Annotated in this window: 20 protein-coding genes and 1 tRNA gene; 3 read left to right on the forward strand and 18 right to left on the reverse strand. The window is 47.5% G+C overall.

Features of this window, described 5'->3' with window-relative positions:
- Positions 1-182: 182 nt before the first annotated feature.
- From BN3656_RS12445 to BN3656_RS12465, 5 genes are all read right to left on the reverse strand, one after another.
- The gene (locus BN3656_RS12445) at positions 183-1,247 is read right to left on the reverse strand and encodes an aldose epimerase family protein (protein WP_066548714.1); all 1,065 of its coding nucleotides are present in this window, start codon (positions 1,245-1,247) and stop codon (positions 183-185) included.
- Between the two features lie 44 nt (positions 1,248-1,291).
- Positions 1,292-2,377: an aspartate-semialdehyde dehydrogenase gene (gene asd / locus BN3656_RS12450; protein ID WP_066548716.1), complete on the reverse strand. Its 1,086-nt coding sequence runs from the start codon at positions 2,375-2,377 to the stop codon at positions 1,292-1,294.
- Positions 2,378-2,531: 154 nt separating this feature from the next.
- Positions 2,532-4,766 (reverse strand): DNA topoisomerase (ATP-hydrolyzing), encoded by a 2,235-nt coding sequence (locus tag BN3656_RS12455; protein ID WP_066548718.1) that lies wholly within the window; start codon positions 4,764-4,766, stop codon positions 2,532-2,534.
- Positions 4,767-4,780: 14 nt separating this feature from the next.
- Positions 4,781-6,700, reverse strand: a complete 1,920-nt coding sequence (locus BN3656_RS12460; protein ID WP_066548722.1) for a DNA gyrase subunit B — start codon at positions 6,698-6,700, stop codon at positions 4,781-4,783.
- A gap of 98 nt (positions 6,701-6,798) precedes the next feature.
- Positions 6,799-6,993 (reverse strand): hypothetical protein, encoded by a 195-nt coding sequence (locus BN3656_RS12465; RefSeq protein ID WP_066548724.1) that lies wholly within the window; start codon positions 6,991-6,993, stop codon positions 6,799-6,801.
- A gap of 159 nt (positions 6,994-7,152) precedes the next feature.
- On the opposite strand from BN3656_RS12465, the gene BN3656_RS12470 reads away from it, so the two are divergent.
- The gene (locus BN3656_RS12470) at positions 7,153-8,358 is read left to right on the forward strand and encodes an MFS transporter (protein WP_242963002.1); all 1,206 of its coding nucleotides are present in this window, start codon (positions 7,153-7,155) and stop codon (positions 8,356-8,358) included.
- Positions 8,359-8,424: 66 nt separating this feature from the next.
- Positions 8,425-8,495: transfer RNA gene (locus BN3656_RS12475), tRNA-Gly, on the forward strand.
- 217 nt (positions 8,496-8,712) lie between these two features.
- Here BN3656_RS12475 and BN3656_RS12480 read toward each other — a convergent pair.
- From BN3656_RS12480 to BN3656_RS12520, 9 genes are all read right to left on the reverse strand, one after another.
- Positions 8,713-8,967, reverse strand: a complete 255-nt coding sequence (locus BN3656_RS12480; RefSeq protein ID WP_066548728.1) for a Txe/YoeB family addiction module toxin — start codon at positions 8,965-8,967, stop codon at positions 8,713-8,715.
- Positions 8,968-8,970: 3 nt separating this feature from the next.
- Positions 8,971-9,222 (reverse strand): type II toxin-antitoxin system prevent-host-death family antitoxin, encoded by a 252-nt coding sequence (locus BN3656_RS12485; protein ID WP_066548730.1) that lies wholly within the window; start codon positions 9,220-9,222, stop codon positions 8,971-8,973.
- A 184-nt stretch (positions 9,223-9,406) separates the two neighbouring features.
- Positions 9,407-9,610: an alpha/beta-type small acid-soluble spore protein gene (locus tag BN3656_RS12490; protein WP_066548732.1), complete on the reverse strand. Its 204-nt coding sequence runs from the start codon at positions 9,608-9,610 to the stop codon at positions 9,407-9,409.
- 147 nt (positions 9,611-9,757) lie between these two features.
- Complete coding sequence (locus tag BN3656_RS12495; protein WP_066548735.1) at positions 9,758-10,273, reverse strand: nitroreductase; 516 nt, start codon at positions 10,271-10,273, stop codon at positions 9,758-9,760.
- Between the two features lie 16 nt (positions 10,274-10,289).
- On the reverse strand, positions 10,290-12,347 hold the full coding sequence (recG, locus tag BN3656_RS12500; RefSeq protein WP_066548738.1) for an ATP-dependent DNA helicase RecG: 2,058 nt from the start codon (positions 12,345-12,347) through the stop codon (positions 10,290-10,292).
- Positions 12,344-13,225 carry an ROK family protein gene (locus BN3656_RS12505; RefSeq protein WP_066548743.1) on the reverse strand — a complete coding sequence of 294 codons (882 nt, stop codon included), beginning with the start codon at positions 13,223-13,225 and terminating at the stop codon, positions 12,344-12,346. The genes recG and BN3656_RS12505 overlap by 4 nt, the downstream gene beginning before the upstream one ends.
- Before the next feature lie 21 nt (positions 13,226-13,246).
- Positions 13,247-13,954 carry a Bax inhibitor-1/YccA family protein gene (locus BN3656_RS12510; protein WP_096807420.1) on the reverse strand — a complete coding sequence of 236 codons (708 nt, stop codon included), beginning with the start codon at positions 13,952-13,954 and terminating at the stop codon, positions 13,247-13,249.
- A 22-nt stretch (positions 13,955-13,976) separates the two neighbouring features.
- Positions 13,977-15,680 carry a DAK2 domain-containing protein gene (locus BN3656_RS12515; RefSeq protein WP_066548745.1) on the reverse strand — a complete coding sequence of 568 codons (1,704 nt, stop codon included), beginning with the start codon at positions 15,678-15,680 and terminating at the stop codon, positions 13,977-13,979.
- 13 nt (positions 15,681-15,693) lie between these two features.
- Positions 15,694-16,050: an Asp23/Gls24 family envelope stress response protein gene (locus BN3656_RS12520; protein WP_066548747.1), complete on the reverse strand. Its 357-nt coding sequence runs from the start codon at positions 16,048-16,050 to the stop codon at positions 15,694-15,696.
- A 174-nt stretch (positions 16,051-16,224) separates the two neighbouring features.
- Here BN3656_RS12520 and rpmB point away from each other — a divergent pair, with 174 nt between their 5' ends.
- Complete coding sequence (gene rpmB, locus BN3656_RS12525; RefSeq protein ID WP_066548750.1) at positions 16,225-16,410, forward strand: 50S ribosomal protein L28; 186 nt, start codon at positions 16,225-16,227, stop codon at positions 16,408-16,410.
- Between the two features lie 365 nt (positions 16,411-16,775).
- Here rpmB and BN3656_RS12535 read toward each other — a convergent pair whose 3' ends face one another.
- Genes BN3656_RS12535 through BN3656_RS12550 form a run of 4 tightly spaced genes read right to left on the reverse strand, consistent with a single transcriptional unit; the run spans position 16,776 to position 19,794 of the window.
- Positions 16,776-17,183 (reverse strand): GerW family sporulation protein, encoded by a 408-nt coding sequence (locus BN3656_RS12535; protein WP_066548763.1) that lies wholly within the window; start codon positions 17,181-17,183, stop codon positions 16,776-16,778.
- Positions 17,184-17,213: 30 nt separating this feature from the next.
- Complete coding sequence (locus BN3656_RS12540; RefSeq protein WP_066548764.1) at positions 17,214-18,116, reverse strand: DUF2953 domain-containing protein; 903 nt, start codon at positions 18,114-18,116, stop codon at positions 17,214-17,216.
- 10 nt (positions 18,117-18,126) lie between these two features.
- On the reverse strand, positions 18,127-18,447 hold the full coding sequence (locus BN3656_RS12545) for a hypothetical protein (protein WP_331467911.1): 321 nt from the start codon (positions 18,445-18,447) through the stop codon (positions 18,127-18,129).
- A gap of 39 nt (positions 18,448-18,486) precedes the next feature.
- The gene (locus BN3656_RS12550) at positions 18,487-19,794 is read right to left on the reverse strand and encodes a hypothetical protein (RefSeq protein ID WP_066548768.1); all 1,308 of its coding nucleotides are present in this window, start codon (positions 19,792-19,794) and stop codon (positions 18,487-18,489) included.
- Positions 19,795-19,797 lie beyond the last annotated feature (3 nt).

Consider the following 19,797-nt stretch of genomic DNA (forward strand, 5'->3'; position numbering starts at 1 on the left):
AGCAATAATTGAGTAAAAATCTCATGTTAAATTCAATCATTCTTTGTGGTTTTGCAGTTTATGAGATAAAATCTCACGATTATTTTTATCTTTGATGGAATCCACACAAATAAAAAGAGCCCTTTGTGAGTTTTTATCTCATCAAAAAGCCCTTTTCTATGTGAATTTTAATATCTGCCTTTTTATTCCGTTTCTGTATAGAACCTATAAACCGTCGTTGTATCGTACACCTCTCCTGCCTTTAAGATCGGGGACGGAAACTCAGGTTTATGACAGGCATCCGGGAAATGCTGGGTTTCAAAACAGAATGCATGGCGTCCCTCATAGCGGACACCGCCTTTTCCGGGAACCGGATCATTCAGGAAATTGGCTGTATAAAGCTGGATACCGGGAAGATCCGTATACGTCTCCATCATACGTCCGCTCTTTGGATCCTTCGCTCTTGCTGCAAGAGATAAAATCCCCGGATCGTGATCTAATACCCAGTTATGGTCATAACCATGTCCCAGGATCAATGCTTCATATGGCTCATCAATATCACGGCCCAGAGGCTTCATTTCCGTAAAGTCCATAGGGGTTCCCTCTACCGGAAGAATCTCTCCGGTAGGAATGGATACCTCATCTGCAGGAGTAAACTTAGAAGCGGCCAGCCATACCTCCTGATCCATAACAGAACCGCCATCATGGCCCGCCAGATTAAAGTAGCAGTGGTTTGTAAAGTTGGCAATGGTATCTGCATCACAGATCATATGGTAATGGATCCGGATGCTGTCATCCTCTGTCAGCGTATAGCTTACCTGGATGGATGCGTTTCCCGGATATCCCTGATCTCCGTCCGGGCTCTTTAAAGAAAAAGTAAGGCAGCTTCCCTCGTCGGTTTCTGCGGCCTCACAGTCCCAAAGGCGTCTGTGATAGAGATCCGGAGCACTGTGAAGATTATTTGGCCCGTTGTTCGCTTCCAGCTTATAGTCCTTTCCGTCAATGGTAATCACTGCCCCCCCGATACGGTTGGCGTTTCTTCCGATAATTGCGCCAAAATGAGGATTGTTGGACAGATACCCCTCCAAGTTATCATATCCCAGGATCACATCTGCCATTTTTCCCTTTTTATCCGGCACATTCATGGTCACCCAGGTTCCTCCAAGGGTGATAAAGTCTGCACTGACTCCGTGATGATTCGTCAGCGTATACTTATAGACTGTTTCTCCGGACGGCATCACACCGAATGCCCGTTTTGTAATTGCCATAATTGCTATTTACCCCTTCCGTTTATGCAAAGCGCGTCCTTTGCTTATTTTTCCTTAATATATCCCTTTGCAGTCAGAAGCTCTGCGCAGAGAACGGCTCCGCCGGCAGCGCCGCGGACAGTATTATGGGAAAGTCCTACAAATTTATAATCGTAAACCGCATCCTCTCTCAAACGTCCCACAGAAATTCCCATTCCGTTTTCAAAGTCCACATCCAGGCTTACCTGAGGACGGTTATCCTCTTCCATATAACGGATAAACTGAGCAGGGGCGCTTGGAAGCTTTAATTCCTGAGGAAGGCCCTTAAAGCTTTCCAGCTTTTCGATCAGTTCTTCCTTTGTAACCTTCTTTTTAAACTTTACAAACACAGCCGCTGTGTGGCCGTTTAATACAGGCACGCGGATGCACTGGCAGGTGATCACAGGAGACTGGGCCTTTACGATCACACCGTCTTCAATATGGCCCCAGATACGCAGAGGCTCCTGCTCGCTCTTTTCTTCCTCTCCGCCGATATAGGGGATAATATTTCCTTCCATCTCCGGCCAGTCCTTAAAAGTCTTTCCGGCGCCGGAAATCGCCTGATATGTAGTAGCCACTACCTCATAAGGCTCAAATTCCTTCCAGGCAGTCAGTACGGGAGCATAGCTCTGAATGGAACAGTTGGGCTTAACGGCAATAAAGCCTCTGGTGGTGCCGAGACGCTTTTTCTGAAATTCGATCACATCAAAGTGCTCCGGATTTACCTCCGGGATTACCATGGGAACGTCCGGCGTCCAGCGGTGAGCGCTGTTGTTGGAAACCACAGGTGTCTCCGTTTTGGCATAAGCCTCCTCAATGGCACGGATCTCTTCCTTTGTCATATCCACTGCACTGAATACGAAATCAACGCCTGCAGCTACCTTTTCTACCTCGTTTACGTTCATTACGATCAGGTTCTTTACCGCCTCAGGCATAGGAGTTGTCATCTTCCAGCGGCCTCCTACAGCCTCTTCGTAAGTCTTTCCGGCAGATCTGGGGCTGGCAGCCACTGTCACTACCTCATACCATGGATGATTTTCCAGCAGGGCGATAAACCTCTGCCCTACCATACCTGTTGCGCCTAATATGCCCACTCTTAATTTTCTTTCCATGTCTCGCTCTCCTCGTCTTTCTTTTTCATAATCCTTCCGCTGATGATATGGGAAGCCTCCCCTGTAGGATTATTTCCTATCCTATACCAAAGTAAAGAAAAATGCAACCAGAAATTCGTGTTTTGCGCACATTTGTATTTCCATGGCGTACTTTTTACTTCTTTGTGCCTTTCGCATCCCGCTTAGTGATCCGCATTCCGCTCAAATTGATCTCCCTGTCTTTATAGGTAATGGCATACGGCTCATCGCCCAGCAGATAAAGCTGCTCCAGCTCTTCATTTTTGGAAAGCTTTATGCCTCTGACACCTCTGGATGCCTTTTTAAGTACGGAAATGTCCTCCAACGGGAACCTCAGGAAATATCCCCCCGTGGTCTGAAGCACGACGGTAGCTGTCTGCTCCTCTACCAGCGCTACAGACAGGACTTCGTCCCCTTCCTGAAGCTTGGTAGCTGCCACCATGCGGTTATTAGTCTCAAACTCTTCTCCCGGCACCTGCTTTACCATAGCAAGCTTTGTGGCAAACACGAGCTTTCTTCCTTTCAGCTCCTGGGCGCAGGTAAGAAGACAGATCCGGTCTTCTCTTCCATCATATTTGCTCAAGTTTTCAATGGGCACACCCTTATCTCTCAGCTTTCCTGAGGGGATATCCAATGCCTTGATCTGATGCAGTGTTCCTGAGGCCGTAAACAGGCAGATCTTATCCGTATTCAGGCAGCGCTTTACATATACCTGCTCCGTATCCACCGTTTCCTGATTCCGTTCGTAAGTAGACTTATCCAAAAGCTTACAATAGCCGAAACGATCCATCACAAAAACAACCTCCTGAACCGGAACTGCATTTTCCACATAAACTGCCTCTGGGCCGTCCTCGATCCGCGTCCGTCTTGGGACTGCAAATTCCTTCCGGATAGCTGCCAGATCGTCCTTGATCACTCGGTTCATCACCCCACGGCTGCCCAGGATCTTTTTGTAGCTTTCAATTCGTTTTAAGGTTTCCTTATGCTCCTTTTCCAGAGCCAGAATTTCCAGACCGATCAGCTTGTACAGCCGCATTTCCAAAATAGCAGACGCCTGGCGCTCTGTAAAGTGGAGCTTCTTTGCCTCCTCCTCAAATCCCGGCATCCGGAAATGGATATTGCTCACATCACCAGATACCAGACAGGCCTTCGCATCCTTTAAGCTTTTAGAACCTCTTAAAATTGCGATAATCAGGTCAATGCAGTCACAGGCGCTTATGAGACCCTCCTGAATTTCCTTCTTTTCCAGTTCCTTTTCCAGAAGCACATTGTATTTACGCTCCGTATTCTGATACTGGAATTCCAGAAAATTGCGGAGAATCCCCTTTAAATTCAGCGTTTCCGGACGTCCGTCCGCAATAGCCAGCATATTGATGCCAAAGGTATCCTCAAGCTTTGTCTTCTTATATAAAATGTTCTTGATCCGGTCAATATCCGCGTCCTTTCTCAGCTCCAGTACGATACGGATCCCGTCCTTATTGGACTGATTGGAAATATCCACCACATCCGTAAGCTTTTTAGACTCTACCAGATCGGCTACGTCCACCAGAAACTTATTAATACCTGCTCCGATCATGGTATAGGGAATTTCCGTGATCACCAGCTTGTCCTTATCTGCCTTGCGCTTTCCAAGTTCCACCTCAAAACGGCCTCTGAGCTTTATTTTTCCCGTTCCGCTTTCATAGATCTCCGGAAGGTCGCTCTTATTTGCGATAATGCCTCCGGTGGGGAAATCCGGCCCCGGCATATGCTCCATCAGCTCTGCCGCAGTGATTGCGGGATTGTCAATATAGGCAGTTACCGCATCAATTACCTCTCCCAGATTGTGAGGGGGGATACTGGTGCTCATGCCTACCGCAATTCCCTCAGCTCCGTTTATCAGAAGGTTCGGCACCCGGACGGGAAGAACCTCCGGCTCCTTCTCCGTTTCATCATAATTGGGAACGAAATTTACGGTCTTATCCAAATCCTTTAAATAGACCTCCTGGGCAAATTTCTCCAGCCTTGCCTCCGTGTATCGCATAGCCGCCGCTCCATCACCCTCAATAGAGCCGAAATTGCCATGGCCGTCTACCAGAGCCATTCCCTTTTTAAATTCCTGGCTCATAACTACCAGCGTATCATAGATAGAACTGTCGCCGTGGGGATGGTATTTACCCATGGTATCGCCTACGATACGGGCGGATTTCCTGTGGGGCTTGTCGTAATCCAGGCGCAGCTGGCTCATATCATAGAGCACCCGGCGCTGAACGGGCTTTAAGCCGTCCCTGGCGTCGGGAATCGCTCTTGCAGTAATGACGCTCATGGAATAATTCATGTAGCTGCGCTGCATTTCCTCGCTGTATTCTGTCCGTAATATCTTTTCTGCCATTTTGTCCTCTCCTGTTATGCGTCGATCTCAGCCTCATCGGCGTGCTCATAGATAAACTGGCGGCGGGGGCCTACCTCGCTGCCCATCAGCATCTCTGTCACCTCAGAAGCCAGCCTTGCGTCCTCGATCTCAACCCGCTTTAATACCCGGCGTTCCGGATCCAGGGTCGTTTCCCAGAGCTGCTCCGCATCCATTTCACCAAGACCCTTATAGCGCTGCAGGGTAAAATCACCCTTGTGGGTCCTGCGATAACGTTCCAGCTCCTTTTCATCATACAGATACTGCTCCTCCCCCTTTTTGGGGATTACCTTAAACAGAGGCGGCATGGCAATATACACATGGCCGTCATAGATCAGCTCCGGCATAAACCGGTATAAAAAGGTAAGAAGCAGCGTATCAATATGGCTTCCGTCCACATCCGCATCCGTCATGAGGATAATCTTGTCATAGCGCAGCTTCGTGATATCAAAATCATTTCCATAACCCTCTGAAAAGCCGCAGCCAAAGGAATTGATCATGGTCTTGATCTCCGCATTTGCCAGCACCTTATCCATAGAAGCCTTTTCTACATTTAAAATCTTTCCGCGGATAGGCAGAATGGCCTGATACTGCCGGTTTCTGGCTGTCTTTGCAGAGCCGCCGGCAGAATCTCCCTCTACGATAAAAATTTCACATTTGGAAGCGTCCCGGCTCTCGCAGTTTGCAAGCTTTCCGTTGCTGTCAAAAGAAAAACGGGATTTGGTCAGCATATTTGTCTTTGCCTTTTCCTCAGCCCTGCGGATCTTTGCAGACTTTTCCGCACAGCCGATCACTCCCTTTAAGACCTCCACATTCCGGTCAAAGTACAGCTGCAGCTCATCTCCCGCTACGGTAAATACTGCCTTGGTAGCGTCTGCGCTTGCCAGCTTTGTCTTGGTCTGTCCCTCAAAGATAGGGTCCGGATGCTTCACTGCGATCACAGCTGTCATACCGTTTCGGGTGTCCGCTCCCGTAAAGTTAGGATCTTTTTCCTTTAAAATACCAAGCTCTCTGGCATAAGAATTAATCATAGCAGTAAAACGGGTTTTAAAGCCTGCCAGATGGGTGCCGCCCTCCTGGGTGAAAATATTATTACAGAAGCCAAGGATATTCTCCTCGAAGGTATCTACAAACTGGATGGCTGCCTCAACCTCTACCCGGTCTACCTCTCCTTTAAAATAAATGGGCTCATGAACGGGAGTTTTTCCTGAATTTAATTCTTTCACATAAGAAATAATTCCCTCCGGCTCATGATAAGTAATGGCTTCCTCTTCTCCGCTCCGGTGATTCTCATAAAAAATCGTCAGATTGGGATTCAGATAGGCTGTCTCATGGAGACGGCTTTTCAGCCAGTCTGCCTTAAAGCGTGTCTTTTCAAAGATTTCTCCATCCGGAAGAAAATTAATCTGGGTGCCGCTTTCCCTGCTCTTTCCCACAACCGGAAGAAGGCCCTGCTCCAGCTCAACCACCGGACGGCCCTTCTCATAGGCATCATGATAGACCAGACCGCCCCGGCTGATCTTTACATCCATATATTCCGAAAGGGCATTTACCACAGAGGAGCCTACGCCGTGAAGACCGCCGCTGGTTTTATATGCCTCATTGTCAAACTTGCCGCCCGCATGAAGGGTGGAAAGAACGATTCTGGCTGCCGAAACGCCTTTCTGGTGCATTTCCACCGGAATCCCTCGTCCATTGTCCTTTACAGTGCAGGAACCGTCCTTTTCCAGTTTCACCCAGATCTTAGAGCAAAAGCCAGCCAGATGCTCGTCCACTGCATTATCTACAATCTCATAGATCAGATGGTTCAGTCCCTTGGTACCAACGCCGCCTATGTACATACCCGGCCGCTTGCGGACGGCCTCCAGGCCCTCTAAGACGGTAATACTGTCCGCATTATATTGTTCTGTTGCCATTCTTATCCTCCATATTCATGAAGCACGCCCCTTAAAAATTAAGGAGCGCGCCGGTTTGTCTCATAGTATTAAATCATATTTGAAAGATTTTTTCAAGTTCATTGGGCCTCAAGCTTCTTTTCCAGCTCTTCTGCAAGGCGTTTCAGCTCCGGCCCCGGAGGATGCATATCAAAATCAAGGTGTGCTAAAAGCTCCCGGACGCGATCCGGGCGGCCGCCGATCACAAGATCAAGATCCATAACAAGGCAGTCTCTTTCCTGTTTCTCTTTTTCACAGATATCCTTTTTGTACATAACATTTCCCTTCTGAAAAATTATTCTTTTATAAAAAGAATGGCCGGATCTATTCCTGATTATACCTCTGGCTGAATCCGGAAATAAAAACTTGTATTTTTAGAAAAAGTCTGCTAATATGGAACATCCGCGGCTAAAAATACAGGAGGATACGATTCAATGAAACAAACAATGAATGAAACAAAACCAAGCGGCTGGCAGAGACGGACAATCCTGTTTCTGACCAGCCAGTGCATTACCCTATTTGGTTCCACCCTGGTACAGATGGCCGTGGTCTGGTACGCCACCATGGAAACGGCAAGCGGAGCCTGGGTTGCAGCATTTACAGTGTGCTCCTATCTGCCCCAGTTTCTCATCTCCTTTTCAGGAGGCGTATGGGCGGACCGGTACAGCAGAAAACTGCTGATCGCAGGAGCAGATGCCCTTACGGCGCTGGCTACTCTGGCCATGCTGCTTGCAGTCCCGCACATCACCTCCAAACCTTTTTTTCTTGGAGGTCTTCTTTTAATGTCTGTCATCCGTTCCCTTGGAGCCGGCATACAGACCCCTGCTGTCAATGCAGTTATTCCTCAGCTGGTACCAGAGGAGCACCTGATGCGCTGCAACGGAATCAATGCAGCCATGCAGTCTGCGGTACAGTTTGCCGCTCCTGCTGCCGCCGGAGCCATCTTTACAGTCAGCACCCTGGATACAACCCTGATGATCGATATTGTGACTGCCATTTTGGGAATCGGCCTTTTATCCTGCCTGTCCATTCCCTCCTGTAAAAGCCAGGGACAGTGTTCCTCATTTATTCAGGATATGAAGGCCGGAGTGAACTATGCCTTTTCCCATCGTACTATCGGAAGGCTTCTGATCCTATATGGTCTTTTTACCTTCCTGTGCGTCCCTGCGGGCTTCCTAGCCGGACTTTTTGTGCGCAGAAGCTTTGGGAATACCTACTGGTACCTTACCGCCGTGGAGGTGATCGGCTTTGGAGGAATGATCCTGGGCGGGATCCTGATGAGCCTTAAAAATAACGGTCAAAGCAAAACCCGCCTTTTATCATGGGGGCTTTTCAGCTTTGGAGCCTTTGCTGTTGGGATGGGACTGTCTGCTTATTTTATTCCCTATCTTATCATGATGTTTTTCTATGGAATTGCTTTGACCGTGGTGCAAACCTCCATCACCACGCTTATCCAGAAACACACAGACGTCTCCATGCAGGGCCGTGTATTCGGTCTTTTGGGAACCATGTATTCCGGCTTTCTTCCCCTGGGAATGGCCCTCTTTGGTCCCATGGCAGACGCTTTCCCCCTTTCCTGGATCATGGTCGGATCCGGCGGCGCTCTGATACTTATGGGATTATATTCTAAATTGTTATAAAATTATAAATTTTTCCAAAAATTCTCTTGCAAAAACCGTTTGGGGCTGATATAATAATTCTATCACGCAGATGTAGTTCATCGGTAGAATATCAGCTTCCCAAGCTGAGGAGGCGGGTTCGATTCCCGTCATCTGCTCTACACCCTTGGCAGGGAGAAACCTTGTATTTATCGGAAAAAGCTGATAAATGCAAGGTTTTTTCTTGGTTTACACTTATTTTTTTGTGTGACTTTAGGAAGTATTTTTCCGTTTTTTACATCCTAAATGTATCCAAATATCACACGAGTATCACACGAATTTTAATATCGATGCAGTATCACTGAAAACCCTGAAGGCCTTCTTTCTGATCTAAATTTAATAGTGATATCTACATGACAAAATAGTTAAAGCATCCCCCTCTTTGACGTATACAAGACGATTTTTTTCGTCAATTCTTCGGCTGAAAAATCCCTGTAATTCATATTGCAGAGGTTCCGGCTTTCCAATTCCCTGCATATTTCCACTCCGCTCAATGTCTTTAATTAGCTGATTGATTCTTTTTATGGTTTTTCTGTCCTGTGACTGCCAATACACATAATCAGCCCAGGCTTCATCCGTCCATAAAAGCATAGGTTAATCCTCCATCATTTCATGTATGGAGGTGCCCCCATTCCTGTATTGTTCTAAAGATTTCATCAGGTGATCATGATTCTCCTTATTGCCCAGCAAATATACGGTTTCCATTAAACTGTTATAACTATTTTCAGACATGACAACCATATTTGTCTTTTTTCGTGTCACGATCATCGTTTCAAACCCATCCGCTACACGGTCAAAACATTCTTTCATATTTTCCCTAAGCGTTGAATAATTTACAGCGAACATATCATTCACTCCTTTTTCTTTTATTATAGCGTACAATTTTTTGTACGTCAATAGTTTTAGAACGAACCAATATATTCACAACCTTCTGCTCTGATCCTCGCCATCAGCAACTTACTGCATCAAAAGAAAAATGCAGCCCGACAGGAAATCCCCCGCCGGGCTGCATCTTTCTTTTTAAGGAGTTTTACTTACCTGCCATCTGGCGCTCCTGGGCCTCGATCATCTTTTTGACCATATAGCCACCTACGGAACCGTTCTGTGCGGAAGTCAGGTTGCCGTTGTAGCCGTTGCTTAACGGTACTCCCAGCTCGCTTGCGACCTCCATCTTAAAGCGATCCATTGCTTCCTTTGCCTCAGGTACGTTTGTTTTGTTTGTGTTGTTAGACATAATAAAACGCCTCCTTATAACAGATCTGCTCCTGCGGTTTTTGTTCCGCTTGAAGCTTGTTTGTTGTTACGTTGTTATTATGTGATTTTCTGAACATAATACACTAGAATGTTTTGCGTAAAATGTCAAAATATAGAAAATATCTGTCTATTCCACTACAACTACTTTTCCGATCCGCTTTTTTTCTGCTTTTACATCATCTGCATATCCCAAAGCAGCCATTCCATATACGATATGATCTGCCGGAATGCCAAAATCATTTAAAATTTCACGAATGGAAGGCTCATCGCAGATTCCCTGAAGCTGATTGATCCACACAGAGCCAATCCCAAGAGAATGAGCGGCCAGAAAGATATTTTCCATAGCGCAGGCATTGTCCTCTTTTCCATGAGGATTATCCCTCTGATTGGAAGGAATGATCAAAATCTCCGGCTGGTACATATCATAATTTTCCCGGCTCAGTATCTTCCCTGCGGCCTCTGCCAGCCTCTGCACCTTTTTTCTGTTCTTTACCACGGTAAACTGCCAGGTCTGTTTTCCCATTCCGCTGGGAGCATGAAGAGCCGCCTTAAGGATCTGATCCAGATCTGTCTGCGGAATCTCCTGAACCTTAAACTTTCTTGTACTTCTTCTTGTAAGGATTGTCTGCATTGTTTCGTTCATCTTCACCGTCTCCTTTTTAAAGATTTAAATGTTCCTCCCGGTCTCCAAGGTACTGCTCAATTTTCTGCTTAAGCTCCCTGTATTCCTCCCCTTCAAGACCGGGATCCTGATCCAGTATCGCATTTACTTCCTCTGATACCTGTTTTAGAAGATTGGCATCCGTAAAGATATCTGCCAGTTTAAACTCCAGCTCCCCGCTCTGGCGTACGCCGAAGATATCTCCCGGCCCGCGAAGCTTTAAATCTTCAGAAGCAATATAAAAACCGTCATTGGAACGGTTCATAATATCCAGCCGTTCCATGGTATCCTTACCGCCGTTTCCATTCACCATAATACAGTAGGACTGGGCTTTCCCACGGCCCACGCGGCCCCGGAGCTGATGAAGCTGAGCCAGTCCGAAGCGCTCTGCATTTTCAATCATCATGACAGTGGCATTGGGGACATTCACCCCAACCTCTATGACAGTGGTAGATACCAGCACATCAATCTCTCCGGCAGCAAAGCGTTCCATGATCTTATTCTTCTCTTTTGCCTTCATTTTTCCGTGGAGATATTCAACAGAAATTGATTCAGGAAATGCTTTTTTCAGCCTTTTCGTGTAATCCACCACATTTTCCGCCTCGATCATCTCGCTTGGCTCTACCATGGGACAGATCACATAGGCCTGATGGCCTATTTCCACCTGCTTCTGGATAAATGCATATGCCTTTGGCCGGTAACTGATATCCACCACGCAGTTTTTAATTTCCTGCCGTCCCGCAGGCAGCTCGTCGATCACGGAAATATCCAGATCCCCATAAAGGATAATTGCCAGGGTTCTTGGAATGGGGGTTGCGCTCATAACAAGTACATGGGGCGTATTTCCCTTGTTGCTTAAAAGCTCTCTCTGGCCCACACCGAACCGGTGCTGCTCATCCGTAATCACTAACGCCAGACGGTCATAGACCACCTTTTCCTGGATCAGCGCATGGGTTCCCACGATAATATCCGCCTCATGGGAAGCGATTTTTTCATAAGCCAGCCGCTTTTCCTTTGCGGTCATGGAGCCGGTAACAAGCACAGGAACTTTGTCAATTTCATTTTCCGTAAACAGCTTTTGCATGGATTCAAAATGCTGTCTGGCAAGCACCTCCGTAGGCACCATAAGAGCTCCCTGGCAGCCGTTATAAGCAGCCTGCAAAAGGGCAAGTATGGCAATAATAGTCTTTCCGGAGCCTACATCTCCCTGTATCAGCCGGTTCATCACCCGGCCTCCCGCCATATCAGAAAATACCTCTTTTAAAGTCCTCTCCTGAGCTCCTGTAAGGGCATAGGGAAGCCTTTCCCTGAGTTTTAAAACCTCCGGGCATTCCTTTAAGCCCCAGGAAGACATTTCTTTTTCCCTGTGCTCCTTCAGCCGTCTGACGCCTACAAGAAACATGAAAAATTCATCAAACACAAGGCGGCGTCTTGCAAAAAGAAGCTCCTTTTCATCAGATGGAAAATGGATATGCTCCAGCGCATAGTTAATCTCTGCCAGCTCGTATTTTCTGCGGAGAACGGCCGGCATATATTCCCGTTCCAGCCGGCGCATTTCAAGCGCCTGTTTCTGGGCCTTCACAATGGTTTTATTGCTCAGCCCCCTGGTCTGCCCGTATACCGGCTGCATGGAATGCTCCAGCGCATCATAGGCCTCTCTTGTAAAAACCTCCGGCTGTTCCATCATCAGGCGGCCCCGTTTTTTTACCACCCGCCCCCGGAATACATACATCTGGCCGCTTTTTACATTTGCCCGCATATAGGGCATATTAAACCAGGCAAGCTGCAGTGTTCCTGTCAGATCACGGATCATCGCTGATACCATCTGCACCTTTCCGGTGCGCAGAAGATCCGGCGGCTTTGAAAGCACAGAAGCCACGCTCATTACGGTCTGTTCCTTTAACTGTCCAATGGGAACAGGTTCTTCATAGGTGTCATATGCTCTCGGATAATAGGAAATGAGGTCATCAATGGTGATGACCCCTAGCTTTTCAAACAGTTTTCCTGTTTTCTCTCCAATTCCCTTTAAAGCGCTTACAGGTTGATGGCCGCTCATGATTTTTCCTGCTCAAGGGCATTTAATCCCAGGCGGATCGCGCCCATGATTCCCTGATCGTCATTTAAGCTTGCAGGAACAATGTAATTGTCAATATCATCCAGCTCTTTGGAGCAGATATAGCCGTTTACAAGCTCCTTTACCTTCCTTCGGATTAACGGGAACAGCTGCTCCTGATGCATAACGCCGCCGCCCAGGATGATCTTCTGGGGCGACAAAATCATAATATAATCTGCCAGAGCCTGAGCAATATAGAAGCTTTCAAGCTCCCATACCTCAGACTGCTCCTTTAAATCAACTGCCTTTTTTCCCCATCTGGCTTCAATGGAAGGGCCGCTGGCAAAGCCCTCAAAGCAGTTTGGATGGCTGGGGCAGACTCCTCCCTTTGTATCTTCGGGATGGCGGTTTAACAGGATATGGCCTCCCTCCGGATGAAGCATCCCGTGGAGAAGTCCTCCATTTACCCACACGCCTACGCCAACTCCCGTTCCGATGGTAATATAAATCACACTGTTTAAACCTTTGGCGCAGCCATAGGTCACTTCTCCCAGACAGGAGCCGTTTACGTCCGTATCAATGGCCATGGGAACCTTAAGCCCTTTTTTCAGGCTACCCAGAAGATCCTTATTTCTCCAGGCCAGCTTAGGAGTTTCCAGTATATATCCGTAGTGTTCAGAAGCAGGATCCACTCCCACCGGGCCGAAGGCTCCGATGCCAAGGGCTTTAATCCCCTTATCCTTAAAATACTCAATGATCTTTGGAATGGTTTCCTCCGGTGTGGTAGTCGGAATGGAGATCTGGTCTATAATACTCCCGTCTTCCCTTCCCAGGGCGCAGACCATCTTGGTTCCCCCTGCTTCCAGTGCTCCGATTATCATTTTGGCTTTATCCCCCTCTTATCAGTCTTTTCTGTTTCCTACAAAACGCAGAATATAGATAAACAGGTTAATGAAATCCAGATACAGCTGCAGTGCTGAGAAAACGGAAGCCTTTGCTGCCATCTCGGAATTCTGTCCGTAATAAGCATAGTATGCCTGGATTTTCTTTGCGTCGTAAGCTGTAATAATTAAAAACAGGAAAATTCCCACACCGCAGACCATTGTTTCAAAAGCGCTTAAATCAATAAACATGGCTAACAGCCAGAAAACAAACAGGAAGATCAGGCCGCCTGTCATAAAAGGACGCAGAGCGGAAAAATTGATATTTCCAAAATACCCGATCAGTGCCATCACCCCGAAAAACATAGCTGTAATTCCAAATGCCAGCCACAGGGAAAGAAGGTCAAACATCAGAAAATACATGCTGAATACGATACCATTTACAGCAGAGTACAGGAAAAACATACTTTTCGCTGCAGTTACAGACATCTTTTCCAGTCTGGCAGACAGCGAAATTACTAAAATCAGTTCAGCCGCCAGCAGAAGGAAGTTCCATGCCGGAATCCGGATTACATAGATAAATGCTCCTGTAACATACATACTGATGGCAACGATCAATGTTATAAGCAGTCCCGCAAACATCCAGCCAAAGGTTTTAGCAGTGTATCGCCCCAGAGATTCCCCCGCCTGATTGACTGTCCTCTGTTCCATTCTGAATTCATCGTTCATACTTGCTTTTCTCCTTTCATTTCTACTCTGCAGATATCATATAATAATAAATAGGCTGACCGCCGTACTGCAGTTCGATTTCCTTATCCGGGAATTCCTCTTCGGCCTGCTTTCTGAAGGCTTCTGCATCTGCCTCGGTCACATCGCTTCCATAATAAATAGTAACCAGCTCGCTGTCCTCATTTAACATCGCCTCAAGAGCCGCCTTCGCTGCTCCTAAAACAGATGTGTCCACTGCCAGCATCCCATGATCGCCGATTGCCATAATATCGCCCTCATGGATTTCCATGCCGTCGATGGAGGTATTTCGCACCGCATAGGTAATCTGGGCTGTCTGCACCCGCTCCATCTCGGCTGTCATATTTTCCAGATTCTCCTCCGGCGTCAGATCGGGGATGAAATTCACCAGAGCCGTGATGCCCTGAGGCACGGTTTTAGAAGGAATAACGATAATCTCCTTATCCTCCGTCAGATCACGAGCCTGATTGGCCGCCATGATAATATTTTTATTGTTCGGGAGAATGAAAATGTGATCGGCATTGACCTTTTTAATGGCGTTTAACATGTCCTCCGTGCTGGGGTTCATGGTCTGTCCGCCTTCAATAAGGTAATCGGCCCCGATTCCCTTGAAAATCTCGCTTAAGCCATCGCCGCAGGATACGGTAATGAATCCATAGGGCTTCCGCTCGCCGGTTTCCTCCTCTGCAGGGTTGGGCTGGGCGGCCTGCTCCTTTGCCAAACGCTCTGAATCCTGGATCACCCGCTCCTCATGCTCTTCCCGCATATTGTCAACCTTCATACGTGAAAGAGAGCCGTAGGTAAGTCCCTTTTCAAAGGCCAGTCCCGGATGATTGGTGTGAACATGGATCTTTACGATCTCATCATCTGAGACCACTACCAGAGAATCTCCGATCGAGCCCAGATACTTCTTAAGCTCATCTTCATCCTTCTGGTTATATTCCTTTTCAAGCTTAATGATAAATTCGGTACAGTAACCGAAGCGGATATCCGCTGTGTCAATATCCGTTCTGGAAGCTCCGGCAGACTGAGGGGCTTTTTCAGAAGAAGGTTTTAAAATGCCTGCGTCCTCAAAGGAGAAATCACTGCATTTTCCCGTAAGGCCGTCAAAAGCTCCCTTTACTACCTGCATCAGGCCCTGACCGCCGGAATCCACTACGCCTGCCTGCTTTAATACGGGAAGCATCTCCGGTGTCTGGCTTAAAACGTAGTCGCCCTCCTCAATGACTGCCTTTGCAAAAATTTCAATATCATCCGTCTGAGCGGCCATTTCGATGGCTTTGTCCGCCATGCCCTTGGCAACCGTAAGAATGGTACCTTCCTTTGGCTTCATAACTGCCTTGTAGGCGGTTTCTGTACCGCGCACCATGGCATTTGCCAGAATGGTCACATCAATGGACGCTGTGCCCTGGATCTCCTTTGTAAAGCCTCTCAAAAGCTGTGACAGGATAACTCCGGAATTTCCTCTGGCGCCTCTTAAAGAGCCGGAAGAAATAGCCTTTGCCAGCTGCTCCATATCCGGGTCTTCCAGCTCTGCTACCGCTTTGGCAGCCGCCATGATCGTCATCGTCATATTCGTCCCGGTATCTCCATCCGGTACCGGAAAAACATTCAGCTCATTGATCCAGTCTTTCTTGGCCTCAAGGCCCTTTGCTCCTGCCAGAAAGGCTTTTTTTACCATCCCGGCATCAATTGTACTTATACCCACGGGTTGCTTCCTCCTAATCAATCACTCTGACACCTTCTACAAAGATATTGATCTTTTCGATCTCCATGCCGGTGAATTCTTCTACTCTGTACTTCACACTTTCGATCAGATTGTCAGCCACCGCTGAAATGCTGACCCCATACGATACGATCACATGAAAGTCAATGGATATCCTGTTTTCTCTGATATCCACAGTGATGCCGTGTGTCAGGCTCTCTCTTTTCAGCAGCTTCACAAGACCGTCCTTCATACTTACGGCCGCCATACCCACGATACCGAAGCACTCTACTGCAATGGTTCCTGCATATAAAGCAATCACTTCCGGGCTGATCTGGATCTCGCCCATCTTATTGCTGATTCGTCCCTTCATATACACGCCTCCTGTTTTCATATTAAGGACAGTATACACTATTTCCCGAAAAAAAGAAATAAATTTTTGTTTTTTCACTTGCAAAAATTGAAAACATCTGGTATCATTACTTTTGTTGTGGATTTTTCTATTTTCTACAAGAAATCCAAGTAACGTTTAAGGAGGTGCAATAGTATGGCTAAGTGTGCAATCTGTGAAAAGGCAGCTCATTTCGGAAACAAAGTGAGCCATTCCCATAGACGGTCCAACAAGATGTGGAAAGCAAACGTAAAATCTGTTAAGGTTAAAGTAAATGGCGGAACCCAGAGAATGTACGTATGTACTTCCTGCTTACGTTCCGGCCTTGTAGAAAGAGCCTAATTAAATGCAGAGCAAAAGCTCCTGACTGTGATGGTCAGGAGCTTTTTTCTGTCTGGATCGTCTATTTAATGATACCGGTTCTGCAGCTTCCAGAAATCAGCAGCAAAACAGATTATACCCAAGCACAAGGCAGCATACCACAAAGAAAAAGGTAAATATGGTCTCGGGTATAAATAAAAGCACCGCCATCCCAAGGCCGAAACAGAACAGCATCAGTCCGCATATCCTTTTCATATCAAAACGCTCCCTTCTCTTTATCTTATGCAAAAGCGTTCCTTCCCATTCCCCCGAAGCTTTCATATGCCCTCTCCGAGATAGCAAAAGGCCCTGCAGACGCAGGACCGTAATAATGTCATATTCCTGTTTTAATCCCGTTTGTCATATTCAGCCGCAGCATCCTGAGCCGCTGCGCGGGTTTCCTCCGATACAGCCGGTTTTCCGCCCATAAAACGGTTAATCAGGTCGGGAGCCATATCGATCGCCTTTGTGATGGCATCCTGGTTTTTGATGTTTACCACCTTTGTGACTCCGTTTTGTATCACCAGAACGGCGCTGGGACTCATCTTGGCGCTCATTCCGCCGCCGCCCTTCTGCTTTTCCTTTGTTTTTTCTGAAAATGCTCCTGCCGCCATGCCGCAGGTCACATCAATCAGAGGGACGATAATGGCATCTCCTGCCTGCACCGGTTCGCCTACAACTGTCTTTGAAGTGACAAACTGATCCATCCCCTTAAATAATGTATCAATCATAGATGAAAAATGATTTTCTGCCATACCGTCTTTCCTCTTCCTTTTCTCAACGCGCTAGACTGCGCTTCCCTTTAAAAAACCAAACAGCATGCGCCTGGTATGCCCATCACGCAGGATCCCAAGACCCAGCCACAAAAGATATCCCGCCCGGATGCGTCCCTTAAAGCTGCCTTCTGCCTCAAATACCGTATCATCAAACACCGGGCAGATTTCCAGATTCCCTTCAAAAAAAGAATAGATAAGAGCTGACGCCGACAATACCTGTCCCGTAAGATAAGGTTCTTCAAACCCAAAGGTTACGGATCCCTTCCCTCCTCTGGGACATACATGGCGCAGAAAACGGCCCGTCTGCTTCCAGAGAAGCTTAAGCGACGCCTGATTTTCTTCATCCTCCAGCCAGGCTTTCTTTTCTTCTGCAATGTTTTGCATATTCTTAAGCTTATCACAAAATGACTGAAAAGAAAACTTAAGTTTTTCAAGAAAAACCTTTATGCGGCCGAATACATCCTTCTTTTTATGCTCTGTATGTCTTTTGTCTTCAGGCTCCGGTCGGGGCTGCTGGTTCTCTTCCCAAAGGGCAGTTTCCTTTTCTTCCGGCTTTTTTCTATCTTCCGGCTCTTTCCTTTCTGTATCTGTACCTCTGAGCGTTTCCTCATCCAATGGCCGGGGGGCTTTTGGTGTTTCTTTCTCTTCGCCCATTTCCCAGAGCTTTTGTCCAAACAGCCTTACTCCGGCTGTCAGTCCGCTTTCATCTCCATCATATCCGGCGCTTAAGGAAACAGCTCCGAAAAGCCAGGAAATTTTCCCTTTCCCGGCCGGTTTGTCCTTCCAGCTTCCGCCTGCCTCATAGCACACCGGAACAAAGAGCACCAGACAAACCACAGCCAGAACCAGGCCCAGAAGAACCAGAATCAGGATACCGATGGCCTTTAAAATCAAAAGCAGTATGTGTACCACTATCCGCACCTCATTTCCCGGCCATTTGATCCATATATGCCTTCCAGTCAAAACCGCCTGTCTGATGGTACATATCGTCTACCATCCGTCCTGTAACCTCCGCCGCCTCATGATAGCCTCTGGCGATTCCCAGAACCAGCAGGTTTTCCCCCTGCCGTTCTCTCCTCGTGAGCAGAGACACAGGACAGATATCAAATATATGTTTCCCATTTTCCGGAAGAGTAATCACATAGGTATCAGGCAAAAGGCTGCCCTGGCGGAGTCCTTTCAGGATCCGCTCTCTGGCCCGGTCTGCATTTTGTCCCATATACAGATGATCCCACAAACGCATCCTCTCTCCTCCTTTTTGGCAAAATGACCTTTTCCCGCTTTACTCTTCCATCAGGCTGCGGATCAGATCTGCACAGGCTTCCCGCTCTATCTCGTCGCTGCAGCTGTCCAGTCTTCCCTGAATATATTCTCTGGCCTCATCCAGAGATTGGAAATTTGCAGGCAGGCTGGACAGGCATTTTGCCATGGCAGCCCGCACTACAGCTTTTGGAAGCTCCTTCCAGCGTTCTCCCATATCCTTAAAAAGCGCATCCAGTTTTTCTCTGAAAAATACTTCGTCTACCTCTGCCTCATCTGCATTCGGCTTTTCCAAGGACATAAACGCGCTGCCAGACATCAGAAGACCTGCCTTCCAGGCAGCCTCTGCCTCCGGCCCGTTTTCCTCCTGAAGCTCCTCCAGAGAGATATCATCTCTGAGCCACTGCTCAAAATACTGCTCCTGCTTCCCTTCCAGGGCCGGAAGACGGTCTGTGACCTCTTCGGGGATGTCCTCCCACTCTTTTGATGCAAAAAGCGTCTGTATTCCCTTTAAAATCTCTTTTGTATTCTGTTCGCAGGACAGATCAGATACAGCCGTTCCCTGCGCCAGAAGGATCACGCACAGATCATTTACCATATCTATCAGGCACAGGATTTCTCCGCTGAGAGCATTGATCTCCCGGCTTCCTTCCTCCAGTTCAGAAGCCAGATGACGATACTCTTGTGCAGTAAGATGTCTTAAATCTGCCTGTTCAAACGCTTTCATCCGGTCAAACAATGTTCCATATGCTTCTTCCCGCGCCATCGGCCGGTTTAACAGCCCCTCGGAACGCAAAATATACAGTATATCTTCAAAACCGGAGCGCGGAAGCCCCTTGTAGATGCTTAGATGATCCTCTAACAGGGCAAAGAATTTCTGCTTTGTAAAACGTACCGGGAGCTGTCCTGTAATCACCTGCATCCGTTCGCGAAGGGATGCAGGATCGGGCGCAGTTTGAAACCAGGACAGGATTTCTTCCGTAAGGCTCTCTGTATCCTCCGGCTTTTTTCCGATCAGCTTTGGTGCAAATCTTCCCTCAATCCGATTCATCACATATTCATAGGCCTGGAACGCATCCGTATAATCCGTAACCTTTTCCATCTCCCGGATCACATCCTGGCGCAGTTCATCTGCCCCGCAGTCTGACTGTCCTTTCAGGCAGGCGTCAAGGAGTTCACAGAATCGGTCATACAGACCGGAAATCCGATCATTTTCAAAGCCTTTTTTCTCTGCCGCCACCTCATAGGCTGTATAAAAGTTCAGCGCCAGCCTGATATAGGAGCAATGGTAGGCCGCCGTAAGCTGCCTGCGTATTCTTGCTGCTTTCATAAA

Source organism: Clostridium sp. AT4, assembly GCF_001517625.2.
GTDB lineage: Bacteria > Bacillota > Clostridia > Lachnospirales > Lachnospiraceae > Enterocloster.

What these genes read in the sequence shown, in the direction of transcription:
- BN3656_RS12460 (WP_066548722.1), bottom strand. Translation starts at nt 6,700, where the DNA reads ATGGCAACAGAACAATATAATGCGGACAGTATTACCGTCTTAGAGGGC.
- BN3656_RS12505 (WP_066548743.1), bottom strand. Translation starts at nt 13,225, where the DNA reads ATGATAATCGGAGCACTGGAAGCAGGGGGAACCAAGATGGTCTGCGCC.
- BN3656_RS12490 (WP_066548732.1), bottom strand. Translation starts at nt 9,610, where the DNA reads ATGTCTAACAACACAAACAAAACAAACGTACCTGAGGCAAAGGAAGCA.
- BN3656_RS12455 (WP_066548718.1), bottom strand. Translation starts at nt 4,766, where the DNA reads ATGGCAGAAAAGATATTACGGACAGAATACAGCGAGGAAATGCAGCGC.
- BN3656_RS12510 (WP_096807420.1), bottom strand. Translation starts at nt 13,954, where the DNA reads ATGAACGATGAATTCAGAATGGAACAGAGGACAGTCAATCAGGCGGGG.
- BN3656_RS12445 (WP_066548714.1), bottom strand. Translation starts at nt 1,247, where the DNA reads ATGGCAATTACAAAACGGGCATTCGGTGTGATGCCGTCCGGAGAAACA.
- BN3656_RS12520 (WP_066548747.1), bottom strand. Translation starts at nt 16,050, where the DNA reads ATGAAGGGACGAATCAGCAATAAGATGGGCGAGATCCAGATCAGCCCG.
- BN3656_RS12480 (WP_066548728.1), bottom strand. Translation starts at nt 8,967, where the DNA reads ATGCTTTTATGGACGGATGAAGCCTGGGCTGATTATGTGTATTGGCAG.
- BN3656_RS12545 (WP_331467911.1), bottom strand. Translation starts at nt 18,447, where the DNA reads ATGCGTTTGTGGGATCATCTGTATATGGGACAAAATGCAGACCGGGCC.
- BN3656_RS12550 (WP_066548768.1), bottom strand. Translation starts at nt 19,794, where the DNA reads ATGAAAGCAGCAAGAATACGCAGGCAGCTTACGGCGGCCTACCATTGC.
- BN3656_RS12485 (WP_066548730.1), bottom strand. Translation starts at nt 9,222, where the DNA reads ATGTTCGCTGTAAATTATTCAACGCTTAGGGAAAATATGAAAGAATGT.
- rpmB (WP_066548750.1), top strand. Translation starts at nt 16,225, where the DNA reads ATGGCTAAGTGTGCAATCTGTGAAAAGGCAGCTCATTTCGGAAACAAA.
- BN3656_RS12465 (WP_066548724.1), bottom strand. Translation starts at nt 6,993, where the DNA reads ATGTACAAAAAGGATATCTGTGAAAAAGAGAAACAGGAAAGAGACTGC.
- BN3656_RS12495 (WP_066548735.1), bottom strand. Translation starts at nt 10,273, where the DNA reads ATGAACGAAACAATGCAGACAATCCTTACAAGAAGAAGTACAAGAAAG.
- recG (WP_066548738.1), bottom strand. Translation starts at nt 12,347, where the DNA reads ATGAGCGGCCATCAACCTGTAAGCGCTTTAAAGGGAATTGGAGAGAAA.
- BN3656_RS12535 (WP_066548763.1), bottom strand. Translation starts at nt 17,183, where the DNA reads ATGGCAGAAAATCATTTTTCATCTATGATTGATACATTATTTAAGGGG.
- asd (WP_066548716.1), bottom strand. Translation starts at nt 2,377, where the DNA reads ATGGAAAGAAAATTAAGAGTGGGCATATTAGGCGCAACAGGTATGGTA.
- BN3656_RS12470 (WP_242963002.1), top strand. Translation starts at nt 7,153, where the DNA reads ATGAAACAAACAATGAATGAAACAAAACCAAGCGGCTGGCAGAGACGG.